Here is a 16,212-nt window from a genome sequence, read left to right on the forward strand (position 1 = left end):
GGGCGATGAGCGGCGTTTTGTATGGTGTCGGGCTTGGGCCGGGCGATCCGGACTTGATGACGCTGCGGGCGCATCGGTTGATTGCCGGTGCGCAGGTGGTGGCCTATCCCAGCCTTGCGGGCGGGGCCAGTTTCGCGCGGTCTATCGCCGCCGGTGTGATCGCCAAGGGCGCGCGGGAGATCGTGATGGATGTGCCGATGACGGTTGCGCGCGGCCCGGCGCAGGCGGCCTATGACACCGGTGCGGCCCAGATTTCTGCGGCGCTGGATCAGGGCGATGATGTGGTTTGCCTGTGCGAGGGCGATCCGTTTTTCTATGGCTCGTTCATGTATCTGTTTGCCCGTTTGGCGGACAAGTACCGGGTGGAGGTTGTGCCGGGCGTCACCTCGATCACCACTTGCGCGGCGCGGGCGGGGATGCCGCTGGCGGCGCGCAATGAGCGGTTGACCGTGCTACCGGGGCCGTTGCCTGAGGCTGAGTTGCGGGCGCGCATTGACGGTGCGGAAAGCGTGGCCATCATGAAGGTCGGTCGACATCTGGAGAAAATCCGCGCGGTGATCGGGGATTTGGGCCTGATGGAGCGCGCCATGTATATCGAGCGCGCCAGCCTGCCAGACGAAGTGGTATGTCCGCTGTCCGAGGCGCCGGAAAAGGCACCTTATTTTTCGATGATCTTGCTGACGAAAGGGGCCGATCCATGGCTTTGAAACCGGTTGTTCTGGCTCTGAGCCGGTCAGGTGAAGAGGTGGCGCATCGCGTGGCGGCCCGGTTGGGCGCGCAGGTGCATGGCCGCGCGGGGCGTGTGGAAAAAGCGGATGCCTATTTTCCCAATGCGCTTGATCATGCGCGCGATTTGTTTGCCGCCGGGGTGCCCATCGTGGGCGTTTGTGCCAGCGGTATTTTGATCCGTGCGGTGGCGCCTCTTTTGGCGGACAAGCGGGCGGAGCCGCCGGTTGTATCCGTTAGTGACGATGGATCGGTCGTGGTGCCGCTACTGGGCGGGCATCGGGGCGCGAACCGTCTGGCCGCCGAGATTGCCGAAGGTCTGGAGGCCGTGGCGGCAGTGACAACGGCGGGTGACGTGGCGATGGGCGTGGCACTGGATGCCCCGCCCGCAGGCTACCGGCTGGCCAATCCCGAAGATGCCAAGGCGGCGATGGCGGCGCTGCTTGATGGGCAGGGCGTAAAGATTGCGGGTGAGAATATTTTCGGCCTTGAGGATCAGGGCGGAGTGGTGGAATTGTGCGTGAGCGACGCGCCCGCCGAGGGTGGTGCTGCGCGGCTGGTCTATCATCCGCAGCGCTTTGCGCTTGGCGTTGGCTGCGCGCGCAACTGTGATCCCGATGAATTATGGCGGCTGGTGCAAGAAACATTGGCCGAGGCCGGGATCGCGCCCGGCGCAGTGGCCTGTGTGGCGTCGATTGACCTGAAAGCCGATGAACCCGCGATGAATGAGGTAGCGGCCCGGTTGGGTGTGCCGCTGCGGCTGTTCACGGCGGAAGAGCTTGAGGCCCATGCCGACCGGCTGGCCCACCCGTCGGATGTGGTTCTTGCCGAGGTGGGGTGCCACGGCGTCAGCGAAGGCGCCGCGCTGGCATGTGGCGGTGATCTGGTGGTCGAAAAGCGCAAGACCGCCAATGCCACCTGCGCTGTGACGCGCAGCGACGCCCCGATTACCGAGATGCCGGGGCGCGCGCGCGGGCGATTGAGCGTGGTTGGCATCGGCCCCGGACAGGCCGCGTGGCGCACGCCCGAAGTGTCGCGCCTTGTTGCTGAGGCCGAGGAACTTGTGGGCTATGGCCTGTATATCGACCTGCTGGGGCCGTTGGCGGCGGGCAAGGCGCGCAGCGATTTCCCGCTGGGCGGGGAAGAGGCGCGCTGTCGCTATGCGCTGGAGCAGGCGGCTAAGGGGAAGAACGTGGCCTTGGTGTGTTCCGGTGATGCCGGTATCTACGCCATGGGCGCGCTGGTGTTCGAACTGCTGGATCGCGGGGCCGACGCGCAGGGCGTCAGCGATGCCGCGCATCGCGTCGACGTGGTGTGCAGCCCCGGTGTTTCGGCGCTGCAAGGGGCAGCGGCCCGCGCAGGCGCGCCGCTTGGGCATGATTTCTGCACAATTTCGCTGTCTGATCTGTTGACCCCGCGGGATGATATTCTGCGCCGTTTACACGCTGCCGCCGAGGGGGATTTCGTGATCGCGTTCTACAATCCGGTGTCGAAAACCCGGCGCACATTGCTGGCCGAGGCGCGCGACATTCTGCTGCAGCACCGCCCGGCGGATACGCCGGTGATGTTGGCCAGTTCCCTTGGGCGTCCGGAAGAGCATGTGCGCTATCGCCGTCTGGAGGATTTGCAGGTTGATGAGGTGGACATGCTGACAGTGGTTCTGGTCGGCTCAAGCAACTCGCGATTGGCGCAGTTGGGCGAGGGGCCGCGCATGTTTACGCCGCGCGGCTATGCGCGCAAGATCGACGGTGATCTGGCTGCACAGGCCGGGAAATGAGTATTTTTGGAACAATGAAAACAGGGGCAGTGGCATGACGGTTTATTTCATTGGCGCGGGTCCGGGCGATCCTGAATTGCTGACCAAGAAGGCCGAGCGGGTGATCGGGGAATGCCCGGTATGTCTGTATGCCGGGTCGCTGGTGCCTGCCGAGGTGGTGGGCTGTGCGCCCGAGGGGGCGTTGGTCATGGACACCGCACCGATGACGCTGGAGGACACGCATGCGGTGATCCGCGCGGCCCACGATAAGGGGCAGGATGTGGCGCGGGTGCATTCGGGCGACCCGTCGCTTTATGGCGCGATTGCCGAGCAGATCCGGCGGTTGCGCGCCGATGGAATCGACTATCAGATCATTCCCGGCGTTCCCGCCTATGCGGCCGCTGCCGCCGCCTTGGGGCAAGAACTGACCGTGCCCGAGGTGGCGCAATCTATCGTGCTGACGCGGGTGTCGATGAAATCAACCTCGATGCCGGATGGCGAGACGCTGGAGAATTTTGCCCGCACGGGGACCACGCTGGCCATTCATCTGGGCGTGCGTGCCCTGCGCGAGATCGAGCGGGTGCTGATCCCGCACTATGGCGCGGATTGCCCTGTGGTGGTCGCCTATCGCGTTGGCTGGCCCGATCAGATGTTCATTCGCGGCACGCTGGCCGATATCCGGCTGAAGGTCCGCGACGAAAAGATCACGCGCACCGCCTTGATCATGGTGGGGCCGGTTTTGGGCGAAATCAGTGACTTTAAGGACAGCGCGTTGTATGATCCCGCACAGCCGCACGTCTTGCGCCCGAAAGCGACAGCGGGCGTATAAGCTGCGTCGGTCGAGAAAGTTTTACGTGATCGTCATGCCTTCCTGTCACAGACTGAAGAAGTGATTCTTCAGGAGGCCGCGCCATGACCACCTATTTGCCGCCCGATGTGCAAGCCGGACTTGACGCAGCACGCAAGCGGGCCGTTCAAAGCAGCAATCGCTTTCGGGTGCAGGCGGGAGATGAGACGTATCCAGTCCTGCGCGCGTGGCAGGGTGGTTTTGCGGTCGAGGCGGATGGCGCGCCGCATTTGCGGGGGTTGGTTGACCTGTATGACGGGCCGAAACACCTGTCGCGCTGCCTGATCGTTGCTTCGGAGGAAGAAAACGGTGAGATGCGCTTTGAATTGAAGCGCGCCACCGATGCCCGTGAGACGCAACCGGTGGATTTTGAACGCGACCCGCAAGCCCCGGTGGCGTTGATCGAAAAGGCTTAGGCCTGTGGCGCCGATCAGCGCTGTTTTTCGAACATGATGATGACCGAGCCGATGGTCACGCCGGCCTTGCGCATATAGGCGCGGTTCAGCACGCGGTCTTTGGACAGTTGCCACATCCAGTCGTCGAAACTGACGCGCAGGGTGCCGTCAGGCACGGGCAGGTCTATGGTATAGGCCCAGTTGAAGGTGTCCCCCTGCTCGCGGCCCGTGGCGGTGCCGATTACCCCCGGCGCGGTGCCTTCCCATGTTTCCGTCCCGGTCTGATGCAGTGTCCAGACGCGGCGTTCGGTGGTCCCGTCGGCATAGGTGAAATCTTCGTCGAGGGTGAGGGTGTCGCCATCCCACGTGCCGTCGATCACAACCTCGAAGCGGCGGCGCACAGTGCCAAACCGATCTTGGAACTGGCCGTGGGCCACGGTGCGGCCATCGAAAAACTCTTGCAGTTCGAAGTCTTGGTCGCTGAGGGGCGGATCGGTCAGGGAGGGGCGGCCAGAGCAGGCAGCCAGTAGCGCAAGGGCAGCAAGGGCAAGTGCTTTGCGGATCATTGAGGCCTCCGAGTTTTATACCACCGAGGTATCTTGATCGCGCGGCGCGGCAAGGCTTTATTGCAGATCGGCAAAGGCCTGTTGCAGGCGTTCGGCGGCCTCTTTCACCCGAGCGCGGGGGGTGGCGAGGTTGAAGCGCAAGAAATCTTCGCCACCGGTGCCGAAGGTGGGGCCGTGATTGGCGGCGATGCGCGCGTCTTGTTCAACCCGGCGGGTAAACTCGGCCCGGTCCATCCCGGTGCCGGAAAAATCGACCCATGCCAGATAGGTCGCCTCAAGCGGCATCGAGCGCAGGCCGGGAATAGCGTTGATGGCCTTGTCAAAAACCTGCCGATTGCCGTCCAGATAGAGGGTCAGTTCATCGACCCATGCGGCACCTTCGGGGGAATACGCGGCCTCGGCCATCACCAGCCCAAAGGAATTGGGCGATAGACCAAGGGCAGCCATGCGGGTGGCAAAGCGGGCGCGCAGCGCGTCATCAGGGATGATCACATTGCCCAGATGCGCCCCGGCGATGTTAAAGGTCTTGGTCGTGGCCGTCATCATTACCAGACGGTCAAGGATACTGTCATCGGCTAGCGGCATCGGGGTGTGCGTTTGGCCGGGCATCACCAGATCGTGGTGGATTTCATCGGACACAAGGAGCAGGTCATGCCGCTTGGCGAAATCGGCGACGCCTTGCAGCTCCTCGCGCGTCCAGACGCGCCCGCCGGGGTTGTGCGGCGAGCACAGGATCAGCAGTTTTTCCGAGCCGTCGAGGATATCGTCATAGGCGGCGAAATCCATTTCATAGCGGCCGTTTGCGTTGGACAGCGGGCATTCCACGACGTGTCGCCCGGCGGCTTTGATGATGCGGGCAAAGGCGTGGTAGACCGGCGTGAACAAGACAACGCCGTCGCCCGGATCGGTGAAGGCGTCAACACACATGGCGGTGCCATTGACCAGGCCGTGTGTGGTGAAAACCCAGTCGGGGTCGATTTTCCAGCCGTGGCGTTCGGCCATCCACCACCCAATTGCGGCAAGATAGCTGCGCTCATCCCCGTAATAGCCGTAGATGCCATGATCGACCATGCGCTGAAGCGCAGCCGACACGCAGTGCGGCGGCTGGAAATCCATATCGGCCACCCACATCGCGATGCCACCATCCGAGGGCACACCATAGATCTTTTCCATCATGTCCCATTTCTGGGAGTGGGTGTTGTGGCGGTCGATCGGGCGGTCGAAATTCATGGGCATCTCCTTGCGATGCGGGCAGGCTAGTGATTTGCGCGTCGGGCGCAAGAGGCGTTGCGGATTGCGGGGCGATGACCTAAATGATGCCGCATGAAACGCCCGATCCTGATCCACCCCGACCCGCGCCTGAAAAAACTGTGCGCCGCCGTGCCCGACCTGTCGGATGAGTTGCGCAGCTTGGCGGATGACATGCTGGAAACGATGTATGACGCGCCGGGTATCGGGCTGGCCGCGCCGCAGGTGGGCGTGATGGACCGGCTGATCGTCATGGACTGCGTCAAGGACGAGGCCGAAGCCCCCCGCCCACTGATCATGTTCAACCCCGAGATCGTGGCGTCCTCGGATGAGATGAGTGTCTATGAGGAAGGCTGCCTGTCGATCCCCGATCAATATGCTGAGGTCAAGCGGCCCGAGGCCGTGGACGTGCGGTGGATCGATCGCGACGGGAACGAGCAAACCGAGACATTCGATGGTTTGTGGGCCACCTGTGTGCAGCACGAGATCGACCATCTGAACGGCAAGCTGTTCATTGATTACCTTGGCCCGATGAAGCGGCAGTTGATCACCCGCAAGATGCAAAAGCTGAAGCGCGAACAGGCCAAGGCGAGGGCCTGAGCGGATGGCTGTGCGGCGCTGCCTGCCTTGGCCGAACAAGCGGCTGAAAACGGTCGCTGCGCCTGTTGAGAAGATCACTGATGAGATACGTGCCGTCTGGGCCGATATGATCGACACGATGGAGGCGATGCCCGGTGTCGGCCTTGCTGCGCCGCAGATCGGGGTGATGCAACGTCTGGCTGTGGTGGATGCCAGCGCCGAGCGTGGGCAGGCGGTGCGCATGGCCAACCCCGAAATCCTGCATGCCAGCATCGAATTGCGGTCGCACGAAGAGGCCAGCCCCAACCTGCCCGGCGTTTCGGCCATCGTCAAACGCCCGCGTGCGGTGACGGTGCGGTTTCTGAACGAAGACGGATCGATGGAAGAGCGTGATTTTGTCGGGCTGTGGGCCACCTCGGTGCAGCATCAGATCGATCATCTGAACGGGCGATTATATGTTGACCGTCTGTCGAAGGTGAAGCGTGACATTCTATTGCGCAAGGCGCGAAAGGTAGGCTGAGATGCGGGTGGTTTTCATGGGAACGCCCGAGTTTTCGGTGCCGGTGCTGGAAGCGCTGGTAGAGGCCGGGCACGAGGTGGCCGCCGTCTATTGCCAGCCGCCGCGACCAGCCGGACGCGGCAAGAAAGCTCGCCCGACACCTGTGCAGGCGCGCGCCGAGGCGTTGGGGCTGGAGGTGCGCCATCCGGTCAGCCTGAAGGGCGAGGCCGAACAGGCCGATTTTGCCGCGCTGAATGCCGATGTGGCGGTGGTGGTTGCCTATGGGCTGATCCTGCCGCAGGCCATCCTAGATGCGCCAAAGCATGGTTGCCTGAACATCCATGCCAGCCTGTTGCCACGTTGGCGCGGGGCGGCGCCCATTCACCGCGCGATCATGGCCGGGGATCGCGAAACCGGCGTGTGTATCATGCAGATGGAGGCGGGGCTGGATACCGGGCCGGTCTTGCTGCGCGAAGCCACGACGATTGGCCCGCGCGAGACCACCGGCGCGCTGCATGATCGGCTGTCGCAGATGGGGGCGCGGGCGATTGTCGCGGCGCTGGATCGGCTGGGCGATCTGGAGCCTGACCCGCAGCCCGAGTCCGGCGTGACCTATGCCGAAAAGATCGACAAGGCCGAGTCTCGGGTGGATTGGACCCGGCCTGCGGCCGAGGTGGATGCGCATATTCGCGGGCTGTCGCCCTTTCCTGGCGCATGGTGCGAGGTCGACGGCACGCGCATCAAGCTTTTGGCCAGTGAACTGGCCGACGAGGGGGCCGGCGCGCCCGGCGAGGTGCTGGACGCGGCGCTGACGGTGGCCTGTGGCACTGGCGCTGTGCGGCTTTTGCGGTTGCAACGGGCTGGCAAGGGCGCGCAGGATGCGCAAAGCTTTCTGCTGGGTCTGCCTTTGCCGGTTGGAACGCGCCTGTAGTATAGGAGAGTGCTTATGTTTCCCACGCTGATCGGAACGGTGGTTGTGGCTGGGATCGTCGGGTATCTGTCCGAGAAAACCGGGTTCACGCGCAACGGCATCTTGCAGTCGATCATCATTTGTATCGGCGGCGCGTTTGTCTTTTATTTCGTCCGGATCATGTTTGGCCTGAGTATCGGCGCGCCGGGCGTGGATGCGATCTTGTCGTCGATTGGCGCGTTGATCATCGTGCCCACCCATTGGCGGCGCAGACGGTAAGCCGGGCCTGCTTGTCGCGCCTTGCGGCGCGCCGCGCATGAGTGGCGATGGCGCGGGCCGGAAAAGCACAGGAGACCAATGAATGAGTGTGATTTACCTGATCATCGTCGGCGCGGCGGCCGGGTTTCTGGCCACGCGGTTGATGAAGCTTGAAACGGATATCATCACCACCATCGCCATCGGTATCGCCGGGGCTTTGATCGGTGGGTTTGTGTTGCAGGTCTTGGCGACCGTCGCCGGACTGTTGGGCGGATTGATCGGCGCAGTTCTGGGGGCGCTTTTGCTGATCTGGCTGTATCAGACCTATGTCGCCGGGCGTGGCGGTCGGAAACGGTGAATCGCCCTTGCGGGCGATGCCTGCGGCGCGAGTATTTGGGGAACAATGAAGGCGGGGTCAGTTTTTCGGGGCGCGCGATTTGTAGTTTGGCAGGCGCCAGCCAAAGGCAATGGAGCCCGCGCGCAACACCCATGTCAGCGCGGCGCAGAGCCCTAGGATCAGCGTCATGTCGTCGGTTAGGCGGGTGAGCGACACGGCAGCGACTGAGCCTGCAAGGGCGGCCGTGACGTAAAGTTCGCCTTGTTTGAGGACCAGCGGCACTTCGTTGCAGACCACGTCGCGCATCAGCCCGCCGAAGCAGCCGGTGACCACCCCCATGATCACCACGATCGGCCCCGGTTGCAGCATTTGTAATGCGGCTGCAACCCCGGCGGCGACCGCCACAGCGAGCGCAAAACTGTCCAGCCATGTCAGCCAGCGGTAGCGGCTTTCGGCCAGATGCGCGGTGAAGAAGATCAGCAGGGCAGCGGTGCAGGCGATCAGTATGTAGTTGGGATTGGCGATCCAGAAGACCGGGTTGCGATCCAAAAACACGTCGCGCAGGGTGCCGCCGCCAACCGCCGTCAAGCTGGCGACGAAGGCAAAGCCCACGATATCGAGTTGTTTTCGCGACGCCACCAATGCGCCGGTCAGGGCGAACACCAGAACCGAGGCGTAATCGAGAAGCGCCAGCGCGGTCATGTGGCGGATTTGCCGGGCTTGAACGGCGCCATGCCTGCGCGGGCCAGTTCATCGGCGCGTTCGTTTTCGGGGTGGCCAGCATGGCCTTTCACCCATTCCCACGTCACTTGATGGCGGTGTTGGGCCGTATCCAAGCGTTGCCACAGGTCGACATTCTTGACGGGTTTTTTGGCGGAGGTTTTCCAGCCATTGCGCTTCCAGCCGTGAATCCAGCCGGTGACACCGTTTTTCACATAGGCGCTGTCGGTGATGATGGTCAGCGCCGACGGCTTGGCAAGGGTTTCCAGCGCGGTGATCGCGGCCAGAAGCTCCATCCGGTTGTTGGTGGTCTCGGCCTCGCCACCGCTGAGTTCGCGCTCTTTGATCACGGTGCCGTTTTCTACCGCCTGCAAAAGCACGCCCCAGCCGCCGGGGCCGGGATTTCCAGAACACGCTCCGTCGGTATAGGCGATGAGTTTAGCCATGGGGCAACCTATCTGCGGGAAGGGATGTTGGATGGTCATGGATGTCGTGTTGCGGTGTGCTGGTCGCGGTGTCAAGTCGGGCGGGATCAGAAGAACACCCCGATGACCAAACAGGCCACGACAACGGCGGTCAGCAACAGGCGCAGCGGCATCCACCACTCGGGGGCAAGGCCCCAGCGGCTGAACTGCCAGTCTAGGACCAGCAGTCCAGCAAATCCGAAGATCAGGTTCAGACCGGATGAGGTTGGCCCGCCGCCTGTCATGAAAAAGGCCCATAGTGCGGGGATGACCGACAACGCATAGCCGGTGGCGGCCTGTGGTCCGGTTGTCTTGCTGGCAAAGCCCCATAATATGCCGGACATGAACGACAGGATCACTGCGCCGTAAAACAACATCACATAGGGCCCGGCAAAGCGGGGGCCGATCGTACCTACCGTCCACATCGCCAGATCGGGCAGAAGCACGGTGATCGCGCCCCAGACAAAGGGGATCAGGCCAGCAAGCCCCAAGATCAGCGGGGCGCGGGGGATCTGCGTCATGCGGGTTCCCTCATCACGCGGGGCACTTTGAACTCGACATTTTCTTTTGCGGTTTCAATGGTCTCGGTGGTCACGTCATAGCGCGCGTGCAGCGCGTCGATGACCTCGTTCACCAGCACTTCGGGGGCCGAGGCGCCGGCGGTGATCCCAATCGAGCGGACGCCATCCAGCGCGCGCCAGTCGATATCGGCGGCGCGTTGCACCAGTTGCGAGTATCCACATCCGGCGCGGCGGCCCACCTCGACCAGACGTTTGGAGTTTGAGGAATTGGGCGCGCCGACAACCAGCATCGCGTCGGCCTTGGGGGCCATGGCCTTGACCGCCTCTTGCCGGTTTGTGGTGGCGTAACAGATGTCTTCCTTGTGCGGCCCTTTGATGGCGGGAAAGCGTGCCTCAAGCGCTGCGACGATCTCGGCGGTGTCATCGACAGACAGGGTGGTTTGCGTGACAAAGGCCAGCTTGGTCGGGTCGCGCACATCAAGCGCGGCCACGTCGGCAGGCGTTTCGACGAGCAGCACGTTTCCGTCGGGCAATTGGCCCATGGTGCCGATGGTTTCTGGGTGGCCGGCATGGCCGATCATAATGATCTGCAGGCCTGCCTCGGCGTGGCGTTCGGCCTCGATATGCACTTTTGAGACCAGCGGGCAGGTGGCATCGACATAAAGCATTTCGCGCTTGGCGGCCTCGGCGGGCACCGATTTGGGCACGCCATGGGCGGAAAAGATCACCGGGCGGTCATTGGGGCAGTCGTCCAGTTCCTCGACAAAGACGGCACCCTTGGCGCGCAGATCGTCCACCACGTATTTGTTATGCACAATTTCGTGCCGCACATAGACCGGTGCGCCCCATTTTTGCAGGGCCAGTTCCACGATCTTGATGGCGCGGTCCACGCCCGCGCAAAACCCGCGCGGGGCGGCTAGGTACAGTGTCAGGGGCGGTTTGGTCATGCGATCCCTCCGGTTGACAGAGAGGTAAGACGTGAGAGGCGCGGCGTCCAGTGGTGATCTTGGTCAGCCTGTGGTCTGGGCGGTCAGCCATGCAAGCACGATATAACGTCCGGTTTTGGCGATGGTGACAAGAAGCAAGAACAGCCAAGGCGGCGCACGAAGGAGTCCGGCAATGACCGTAAAGGCATCGCCCAACGGAGCCCAGCTCAGCAGCAAAGTCCAGACACCCCACCGCGCATACCATTCTTGGGCACGCGCCAGTTGCGCCGGGGTGAAGGGGAACCAGCGCCGGTAGCGAAAATGTTCGATCCACAGACCCATGATATAGTTGACCACGGCCCCCAGAACATTGCCCAGACTGGCAACGACGATCAGCAGGGTCACAGATATCGTGCCGCCCAGTTGCAGCCCGACGAAGACGATTTCGGATTGGAACGGCAAGATTGTAGCCGCCCCGAAGGCGGCTGCAAAAATCAGCGCCAGTTCGCCGATGACGCCCAGATCGGCAGCGGTCATCGGCTGCCTGTCCGGGCTTCTGGGGTGCGAGGGCTGATGGCCGGATCAAGCCTGATCGGCATAGCTTTCGTCGCGGGCTGGTGAAAACTCGCGCGGGGGGCGGCCGATTACGTCTTTGAGGTCTTCCAATTCGATGAAATTGTCAGCCTGACGGCGCAGATCATCGGCGATCATCGGCGGCTGGCTGCGGATTGTGGACACCACCGAAACGCGCACGCCTTGGCGTTGCAGGCTTTCGACCAGTGGGCGGAAATCGCCATCGCCCGAGAATAGGACGATGTGATCAACCCTCGGGGCAAGTTCCATCGCGTCGACCGCCAGTTCGATATCCATGTTGCCTTTGACCTTACGGCGGCCCTGACTGTCTGTATATTCCTTGGCCGGTTTGGTGACCATGGTGAAGCCGTTGTAATTCAACCAGTCAACCAATGGGCGGATCGGCGAGTATTCATCGTTTTCCAAAAGCGCGGTATAGTAGAACGCACGCAGGAGTTTCCCGCGGCGCATGAATTCTGTCCGCAGTAGCTTGTAGTCGATGTCGAAACCGAGCGATTTCGCCGCAGCGTAGAGATTGGACCCGTCAATAAACAGCGCAAGCCGTTCGTCCTTGTAAAACATATTAGAATGTCCTTCTAAATTGGCTTGTCCCGCCCGTAATTGAATGTTCAGTGAGTGGGTTTCGGACGGAGATGGACGCGCAACGTAAGCCTTTCGGCTTCAAGCGCAACTAAAATAACATTGTGCATAAGGATAGGGTAATAATGAGCGCAGGCCAGCAAATGTTGATCGCTTTGGGCGCGAACATACCGTCCGAGCACGGGGAACCAGCCCAGACACTACATGCTGCATTGCAGCGATTAAAGCAGGTGGGCGCTTCGATAGAGGCGGTGAGCCGGTTTTATAAAACCCCTTGTTTTCCGGCGGGTGCAGGGCCCGATTATGTGAATGCGGCAGCGCGGCTAACCTGCGATGCTGCTGCGCAAGATATCCTCTCCATGCTACACGAGGTCGAGGCGTATTTCGGGCGTGAACGCGTGCGCCGATGGGGGCAGCGAACGCTGGATATTGACCTGATCGCTATCGGTGATGTGGTTTTGCCCGATCTGCGAACCTACCGCGCTTGGCGTGATCTGCCGCTTGATCGTCAGACACAAGAGGCACCCGAAACGCTGATTTTACCACATCCAAGGATACAGGATCGGGCATTTGTCCTTGTGCCTTTGGCCGATGTCGCCCCCGATTGGCGGCATCCAGTGTCGGGCCAAACCGTGTGCCAAATGCGGGATGCTTTGCCGCAAGAGGTGCGGGCCGAGGTGGTGCCTCTTTGATCTCATGTTTGCGGCAGACGAGTATTTTTGGGTTTGCGTTTCAGCAACCGCTGAATGTCATGCGATACCATACCAGGAACGCCAAAATAGTATCGCCGAATGCCGCAACCGGATCCGCGCCTGCCTGTCACTTTTTTGTCGGGACTTAGGGCCATGGGCAAGACAGCGCTGCCGAATAATGCCCTGAACAATCGCGATGGATTTCCGATCCATTCTCGGTGCGTCTGGACCAAGCCGAAGCGGCCCGGCTGGGCCTTGAATCCGGTGTTGTGCGGTCACCTTTGCAGCAAGGCCAAAGCGCGTGATTCTTTGCTTGTAAATCCTGTCATAAAGTCTTAGACAACCGACTTCTGCAGACGACTTACCGGAGGTCCTATGGCCCGCGTTACCACAGAAGATTGCGTCGATAAGGTTCCCAACCGCTTTGAGCTTGTGATGCTTGCAGCGCACCGAGCACGCGAAATCTCGGCCGGGGGGCCTTTGACCGTGGACCGCGACAACGATAAAAACCCGGTGGTCGCCCTGCGTGAAATCGCCGAAGAGACCCAATCGGCGGACGATCTGCGCGAGCGTCTGATCGAATCGAATCAGACCCAGATCGAAGTCGACGAACCCGAAGAGGATTCGATGGCATTGCTGATGGGGGGCGGAGAGCCGGACAAGCCCGCAGCCGACGATGATATGTCGGAAGAAAAGCTGCTGCGCGCCCTGATGGAAGCCCAAAGTCAGGGCTGAGCCTGACCTATCATCCGGGGATGCGCGCCGCATGATTTCGGCAGATGACCTTGTCGCGCTGATCCGCACTTATAATCCTAGATGCGACGAATCCTTGATCCGCGCGGCCTATGATTATGGCCGTGCGATGCATGAGGGGCAGGTTCGCCATTCTGGTGAGCCGTATTTTACCCATCCTGTCGCCGTAGCTGCCATTCTGGCCGAGCAACGGCTTGATGATGCATCAATCATCACGGCACTTTTGCATGATACGATTGAAGACACGCGCGCCTCTTACGCCGAGGTCGCCGACAAGTTCGGTGGCGAAGTCGCCGATCTGGTGGACGGCGTCACCAAGCTGACCAATCTGCAACTCAGCAGTTCCGAGACCAAGCAGGCGGAAAACTTTCGCAAGCTGTTCATGGCGATGTCCAAGGATTTACGGGTGATCCTTGTCAAGCTGGCCGACCGTCTGCACAACATGCGCACGATCAAGGCCATGCGGCCCGAAAAGCAGGCCCAAAAAGCCCGCGAAACGATGGATATCTTTGCGCCGCTGGCGGGCCGCATGGGCATGCAGTGGATGCGCGAAGAGCTGGAAGATCTGGCCTTTCGTGTGCTTAATCCCGATGCCCGCGCTTCGATCATTCGTCGCTTCATCACCTTGCAGAAAGAAACCGGCGACGTGGTTGAGCGGATCACCGGCGACATGGTGCTGGAATTGGACAAGGCGGACATTCCGGCCACAGTATTTGGCCGGGCCAAGAAGCCCCATTCGATCTGGCGCAAGATGCAAGAAAAAGAGATGGGGTTTTCCCGTCTCAGCGATATCTACGGGTTCCGGGTGATTACCCAAAGCGAGGCGGATTGTTATGCCGCGCTTGGGGTGATTCACCAACGGTGGCGCGCGGTGCCGGGGCGCTTCAAGGATTACATCAGCCAACCCAAATCGAACGGATACCGGTCCATTCACACCACCGTGTCGGGGCGTGACGGCAAGCGCGTCGAAGTTCAGATTCGGACGCAGGCGATGCATGACGTGGCCGAATCCGGGGTGGCGGCGCATTGGTCCTATCGGGATGGCGTGCGCGTGGAAAACCCGTTTGCGGTGGACCCGGCGAAATGGATTTCCGCCCTGACCGAACAGTTTGACGCCGAAGAGGATCACGAGGATTTCCTTGAGGCGGTCAAACTGGAAATGTATGCTGACAAGGTGTTTTGCTTTACGCCCAAGGGCGACGTGGTCAAGTTGCCGCGCGGTGCGACGCCGATTGATTTCGCTTATGCGATCCACACGCGTATCGGAAGTGCCACGGTGGGCGCCAAGGTGGATGGCATGCGTGTGCCCCTTTGGACCCGAATCAAGAACGGCCAGTCGGTCGAGGTGATCACCGCTGACGGCCAGACGCCGCAAGGCACATGGCTGGATATCGCGACCACCGGCAAGGCGCGTTCGGCCATTCGGCGCGCCCTGCGTGATGTGGATCGTGGGCGCTATATCAAGCTGGGCCGTGAGCTGGCGCGCTCGGCGTTCGAGCATGTGGGCAAAAAGGCCACCGACAAGGCGCTTGAAACCGCGGCCAAAACCCTGCGTGTCCAAGACCGAGATGAGGTTTTGGCCCGGCTGGGCAGCGCCGAGTTGACGGCGCGACAGGTGGTGAATGCGGTTTATCCCGATCTGGCCCCCACCGATGCCAATGAAATTGGCCGCGACCGGGCCGTGATTGGTCTGTCGCCCGATCAAAGGTTTGAGCGGGCCCGCTGTTGTCAGCCCCTGCCGGGCGAGCGGATCGTTGGCATCACCTATCGCGGGCGCGGCGTGGTGGTGCATGCGATTGATTGCGAAACGCTGTCGGCCTATGATGATCAGCCGGAACGCTGGCTGGATCTGCATTGGCATTCGGGCACACACCCGGCGGCGTACGATGTGACGCTGGATGTGACCATCGGCAACGATGCGGGGGTGCTTGGGCGTATTTGCACATTGATCGGTGAGCAGAAGGCCAATATCTCGGACTTGATATTCGTGGCCCGAAAGCCAGATTTTTACCGCCTGCTGATTGATACCGAGTTGCGCGACGCGGAACACCTGCACAGCGTGATTTCGGTTTTGAACGCGGATAGCGATGTCGCCGAGGTGGAGCGCTGTCGCGATCCAAAACGGGCGGGGGCCTCGACCGCTACAGAACGCTAGGAGAACCCCTGTGGTCTTCAAACGCCGAGACAGACGCCCGATCTGGAAGATCGTAGCGGACTTCTTTTGGCCGCGCAGCGGCTGGAAGCGGGCGTTTCAGTATGTCCGGCATCGGCTCCACCGCTTGCCGGACCCGCCACATCGGATCGCACGCGGTATCTTTGCCGGGATTTTCGTGACCTTCTCGCCGCTGTTCGGGTTTCATTTCCTGTATGCTGCGGTGCTTGCGTGGATCTTGCGCGGCAATATCGTGGCGGCGCTGCTGGCCACCTTTGTGGGCAACCCGCTGACGTTTTTGCCGATTGCGGCGATGTCTTTGCAGACGGGCTATTTCTTGTTGGGCTTGGGGCAATCGCCACCGGACGAGGTGCAGCGCTCGCTTGGGGGTAAGTTCGTAGATGCGGGCCGCGACTTGACAGACAATCTGTGGGCGATGTTTACCGACAGCCCGGCAGATTGGAGCCATCTGCGGCTGTTCACTGACGAGGTGTTCTTTCCCTACCTGATTGGCGGCATGATCCCCGGGCTGATCTTTGGTTTGGCGGGGTATTACCTAAGTCTTCCGGTGATCCAAGCCTATCAGAACCGCCGCAAGGGCGCACTCAAGGCGAAATGGGCGGCCATCAAGGAAAAAGCTTCGCAAAAGGCTGACGCCAAGAACAATCAAGACTAGATTGGCGTCGATAG

21 protein-coding genes are annotated in these 16,212 nt (G+C 61.5%); 13 read left to right on the forward strand and 8 right to left on the reverse strand.

Translation table 11 applies throughout. From position 1 onward, the window contains the following. Positions 1 to 5: 5 nt before the first annotated feature. The 4 genes from cobI (at position 6) to HAT86_RS07965 (ending at position 3,745) form a co-directional block, all read left to right on the forward strand. A complete protein-coding gene (gene cobI, locus HAT86_RS07950) occupies positions 6 to 707 on the forward strand; it encodes a precorrin-2 C(20)-methyltransferase (protein ID WP_167195500.1) in 702 nt (233 codons plus the stop codon). Next, positions 698 to 2,503, forward strand: a complete 1,806-nt coding sequence (cobJ, locus tag HAT86_RS07955; protein WP_167195504.1) for a precorrin-3B C(17)-methyltransferase — start codon at positions 698 to 700, stop codon at positions 2,501 to 2,503. The genes cobI and cobJ overlap by 10 nt, the downstream gene beginning before the upstream one ends. 34 nt (positions 2,504 to 2,537) lie before the next feature. Next, a complete protein-coding gene (gene cobM / locus HAT86_RS07960; RefSeq protein ID WP_167195506.1) occupies positions 2,538 to 3,311 on the forward strand; it encodes a precorrin-4 C(11)-methyltransferase in 774 nt (257 codons plus the stop codon). Positions 3,312 to 3,394: 83 nt separating this feature from the next. Beyond that, a complete protein-coding gene (locus HAT86_RS07965) occupies positions 3,395 to 3,745 on the forward strand; it encodes a hypothetical protein (protein WP_167195510.1) in 351 nt (116 codons plus the stop codon). Between the two features lie 14 nt (positions 3,746 to 3,759). Here HAT86_RS07965 and HAT86_RS07970 read toward each other — a convergent pair whose 3' ends face one another. Next, a complete protein-coding gene (locus HAT86_RS07970; RefSeq protein WP_167195514.1) occupies positions 3,760 to 4,290 on the reverse strand; it encodes a DUF3833 domain-containing protein in 531 nt (176 codons plus the stop codon). Between the two features lie 57 nt (positions 4,291 to 4,347). Beyond that, entirely contained in the window at positions 4,348 to 5,520 is a 1,173-nt protein-coding gene (locus HAT86_RS07975) for a MalY/PatB family protein (protein WP_167195517.1), read from the reverse strand. Between the two features lie 93 nt (positions 5,521 to 5,613). Here HAT86_RS07975 and def (HAT86_RS07980) point away from each other — a divergent pair, with 93 nt between their 5' ends. From def (HAT86_RS07980) to HAT86_RS08000, 5 genes are all read left to right on the forward strand, one after another. Then, entirely contained in the window at positions 5,614 to 6,138 is a 525-nt protein-coding gene (gene def, locus HAT86_RS07980) for a peptide deformylase (protein WP_167195520.1), read from the forward strand. Positions 6,139 to 6,142: 4 nt separating this feature from the next. Next, entirely contained in the window at positions 6,143 to 6,637 is a 495-nt protein-coding gene (gene def / locus HAT86_RS07985) for a peptide deformylase (RefSeq protein WP_167195523.1), read from the forward strand. 1 nt (position 6,638) lies between these two features. After that, entirely contained in the window at positions 6,639 to 7,547 is a 909-nt protein-coding gene (gene fmt, locus HAT86_RS07990; protein WP_167195525.1) for a methionyl-tRNA formyltransferase, read from the forward strand. A 15-nt stretch (positions 7,548 to 7,562) separates the two neighbouring features. Further along, entirely contained in the window at positions 7,563 to 7,805 is a 243-nt protein-coding gene (locus HAT86_RS07995; RefSeq protein ID WP_167195528.1) for a hypothetical protein, read from the forward strand. Between the two features lie 82 nt (positions 7,806 to 7,887). Next, complete coding sequence (locus HAT86_RS08000; RefSeq protein WP_167195531.1) at positions 7,888 to 8,142, forward strand: GlsB/YeaQ/YmgE family stress response membrane protein; 255 nt, start codon at positions 7,888 to 7,890, stop codon at positions 8,140 to 8,142. Between the two features lie 57 nt (positions 8,143 to 8,199). Here HAT86_RS08000 and HAT86_RS08005 read toward each other — a convergent pair whose 3' ends face one another. The 6 genes from HAT86_RS08005 to HAT86_RS08030 form a co-directional block, all read right to left on the reverse strand. Further along, the gene (locus HAT86_RS08005; RefSeq protein WP_167195534.1) at positions 8,200 to 8,823 is read right to left on the reverse strand and encodes a trimeric intracellular cation channel family protein; all 624 of its coding nucleotides are present in this window, start codon (positions 8,821 to 8,823) and stop codon (positions 8,200 to 8,202) included. Further along, complete coding sequence (gene rnhA / locus HAT86_RS08010) at positions 8,820 to 9,287, reverse strand: ribonuclease HI (RefSeq protein ID WP_167195537.1); 468 nt, start codon at positions 9,285 to 9,287, stop codon at positions 8,820 to 8,822. Before rnhA ends, HAT86_RS08005 begins: the two co-directional genes overlap by 4 nt. An 86-nt stretch (positions 9,288 to 9,373) precedes the next feature. After that, complete coding sequence (locus HAT86_RS08015; RefSeq protein ID WP_167195541.1) at positions 9,374 to 9,826, reverse strand: DUF3429 domain-containing protein; 453 nt, start codon at positions 9,824 to 9,826, stop codon at positions 9,374 to 9,376. Then, complete coding sequence (gene ispH, locus HAT86_RS08020; protein WP_167195544.1) at positions 9,823 to 10,773, reverse strand: 4-hydroxy-3-methylbut-2-enyl diphosphate reductase; 951 nt, start codon at positions 10,771 to 10,773, stop codon at positions 9,823 to 9,825. Before ispH ends, HAT86_RS08015 begins: the two co-directional genes overlap by 4 nt. Positions 10,774 to 10,836: 63 nt before the next feature. Next, positions 10,837 to 11,289, reverse strand: a complete 453-nt coding sequence (locus HAT86_RS08025) for a YqaA family protein (protein WP_167195547.1) — start codon at positions 11,287 to 11,289, stop codon at positions 10,837 to 10,839. 45 nt (positions 11,290 to 11,334) lie between these two features. After that, positions 11,335 to 11,907, reverse strand: coding sequence for a LabA-like NYN domain-containing protein (locus HAT86_RS08030; protein WP_167195550.1), 573 nt, complete (start codon positions 11,905 to 11,907; stop codon positions 11,335 to 11,337). 143 nt (positions 11,908 to 12,050) lie between these two features. Between HAT86_RS08030 and folK the strand changes: the two genes are divergently transcribed. From folK to HAT86_RS08050, 4 genes are all read left to right on the forward strand, one after another. Next, positions 12,051 to 12,617, forward strand: coding sequence for a 2-amino-4-hydroxy-6-hydroxymethyldihydropteridine diphosphokinase (folK, locus tag HAT86_RS08035; protein WP_167195553.1), 567 nt, complete (start codon positions 12,051 to 12,053; stop codon positions 12,615 to 12,617). A gap of 375 nt (positions 12,618 to 12,992) precedes the next feature. After that, positions 12,993 to 13,352, forward strand: a complete 360-nt coding sequence (rpoZ, locus tag HAT86_RS08040; protein ID WP_167195556.1) for a DNA-directed RNA polymerase subunit omega — start codon at positions 12,993 to 12,995, stop codon at positions 13,350 to 13,352. A gap of 31 nt (positions 13,353 to 13,383) precedes the next feature. After that, positions 13,384 to 15,525: a RelA/SpoT family protein gene (locus HAT86_RS08045; protein WP_167195560.1), complete on the forward strand. Its 2,142-nt coding sequence runs from the start codon at positions 13,384 to 13,386 to the stop codon at positions 15,523 to 15,525. A gap of 10 nt (positions 15,526 to 15,535) precedes the next feature. Beyond that, the gene (locus HAT86_RS08050; protein ID WP_167195563.1) at positions 15,536 to 16,198 is read left to right on the forward strand and encodes a DUF2062 domain-containing protein; all 663 of its coding nucleotides are present in this window, start codon (positions 15,536 to 15,538) and stop codon (positions 16,196 to 16,198) included. Positions 16,199 to 16,212 lie beyond the last annotated feature (14 nt).

Source organism: Roseovarius gahaiensis (assembly GCF_011601345.1).
Taxonomy (GTDB): domain Bacteria; phylum Pseudomonadota; class Alphaproteobacteria; order Rhodobacterales; family Rhodobacteraceae; genus Roseovarius; species Roseovarius gahaiensis.

Coding starts and splice junctions, on each gene's coding strand:
- cobI (WP_167195500.1), top strand. CDS start 6: ATGAGCGGCGTTTTGTATGGTGTCGGGCTTGGGCCGGGCGATCCGGAC.
- cobJ (WP_167195504.1), top strand. CDS start 698: ATGGCTTTGAAACCGGTTGTTCTGGCTCTGAGCCGGTCAGGTGAAGAG.
- cobM (WP_167195506.1), top strand. CDS start 2,538: ATGACGGTTTATTTCATTGGCGCGGGTCCGGGCGATCCTGAATTGCTG.
- HAT86_RS07965 (WP_167195510.1), top strand. CDS start 3,395: ATGACCACCTATTTGCCGCCCGATGTGCAAGCCGGACTTGACGCAGCA.
- HAT86_RS07970 (WP_167195514.1), bottom strand. CDS start 4,290: ATGATCCGCAAAGCACTTGCCCTTGCTGCCCTTGCGCTACTGGCTGCC.
- HAT86_RS07975 (WP_167195517.1), bottom strand. CDS start 5,520: ATGAATTTCGACCGCCCGATCGACCGCCACAACACCCACTCCCAGAAA.
- def (WP_167195520.1), top strand. CDS start 5,614: ATGAAACGCCCGATCCTGATCCACCCCGACCCGCGCCTGAAAAAACTG.
- def (WP_167195523.1), top strand. CDS start 6,143: ATGGCTGTGCGGCGCTGCCTGCCTTGGCCGAACAAGCGGCTGAAAACG.
- fmt (WP_167195525.1), top strand. CDS start 6,639: ATGCGGGTGGTTTTCATGGGAACGCCCGAGTTTTCGGTGCCGGTGCTG.
- HAT86_RS07995 (WP_167195528.1), top strand. CDS start 7,563: ATGTTTCCCACGCTGATCGGAACGGTGGTTGTGGCTGGGATCGTCGGG.
- HAT86_RS08000 (WP_167195531.1), top strand. CDS start 7,888: ATGAGTGTGATTTACCTGATCATCGTCGGCGCGGCGGCCGGGTTTCTG.
- HAT86_RS08005 (WP_167195534.1), bottom strand. CDS start 8,823: ATGACCGCGCTGGCGCTTCTCGATTACGCCTCGGTTCTGGTGTTCGCC.
- rnhA (WP_167195537.1), bottom strand. CDS start 9,287: ATGGCTAAACTCATCGCCTATACCGACGGAGCGTGTTCTGGAAATCCC.
- HAT86_RS08015 (WP_167195541.1), bottom strand. CDS start 9,826: ATGACGCAGATCCCCCGCGCCCCGCTGATCTTGGGGCTTGCTGGCCTG.
- ispH (WP_167195544.1), bottom strand. CDS start 10,773: ATGACCAAACCGCCCCTGACACTGTACCTAGCCGCCCCGCGCGGGTTT.
- HAT86_RS08025 (WP_167195547.1), bottom strand. CDS start 11,289: ATGACCGCTGCCGATCTGGGCGTCATCGGCGAACTGGCGCTGATTTTT.
- HAT86_RS08030 (WP_167195550.1), bottom strand. CDS start 11,907: ATGTTTTACAAGGACGAACGGCTTGCGCTGTTTATTGACGGGTCCAAT.
- folK (WP_167195553.1), top strand. CDS start 12,051: ATGAGCGCAGGCCAGCAAATGTTGATCGCTTTGGGCGCGAACATACCG.
- rpoZ (WP_167195556.1), top strand. CDS start 12,993: ATGGCCCGCGTTACCACAGAAGATTGCGTCGATAAGGTTCCCAACCGC.
- HAT86_RS08045 (WP_167195560.1), top strand. CDS start 13,384: ATGATTTCGGCAGATGACCTTGTCGCGCTGATCCGCACTTATAATCCT.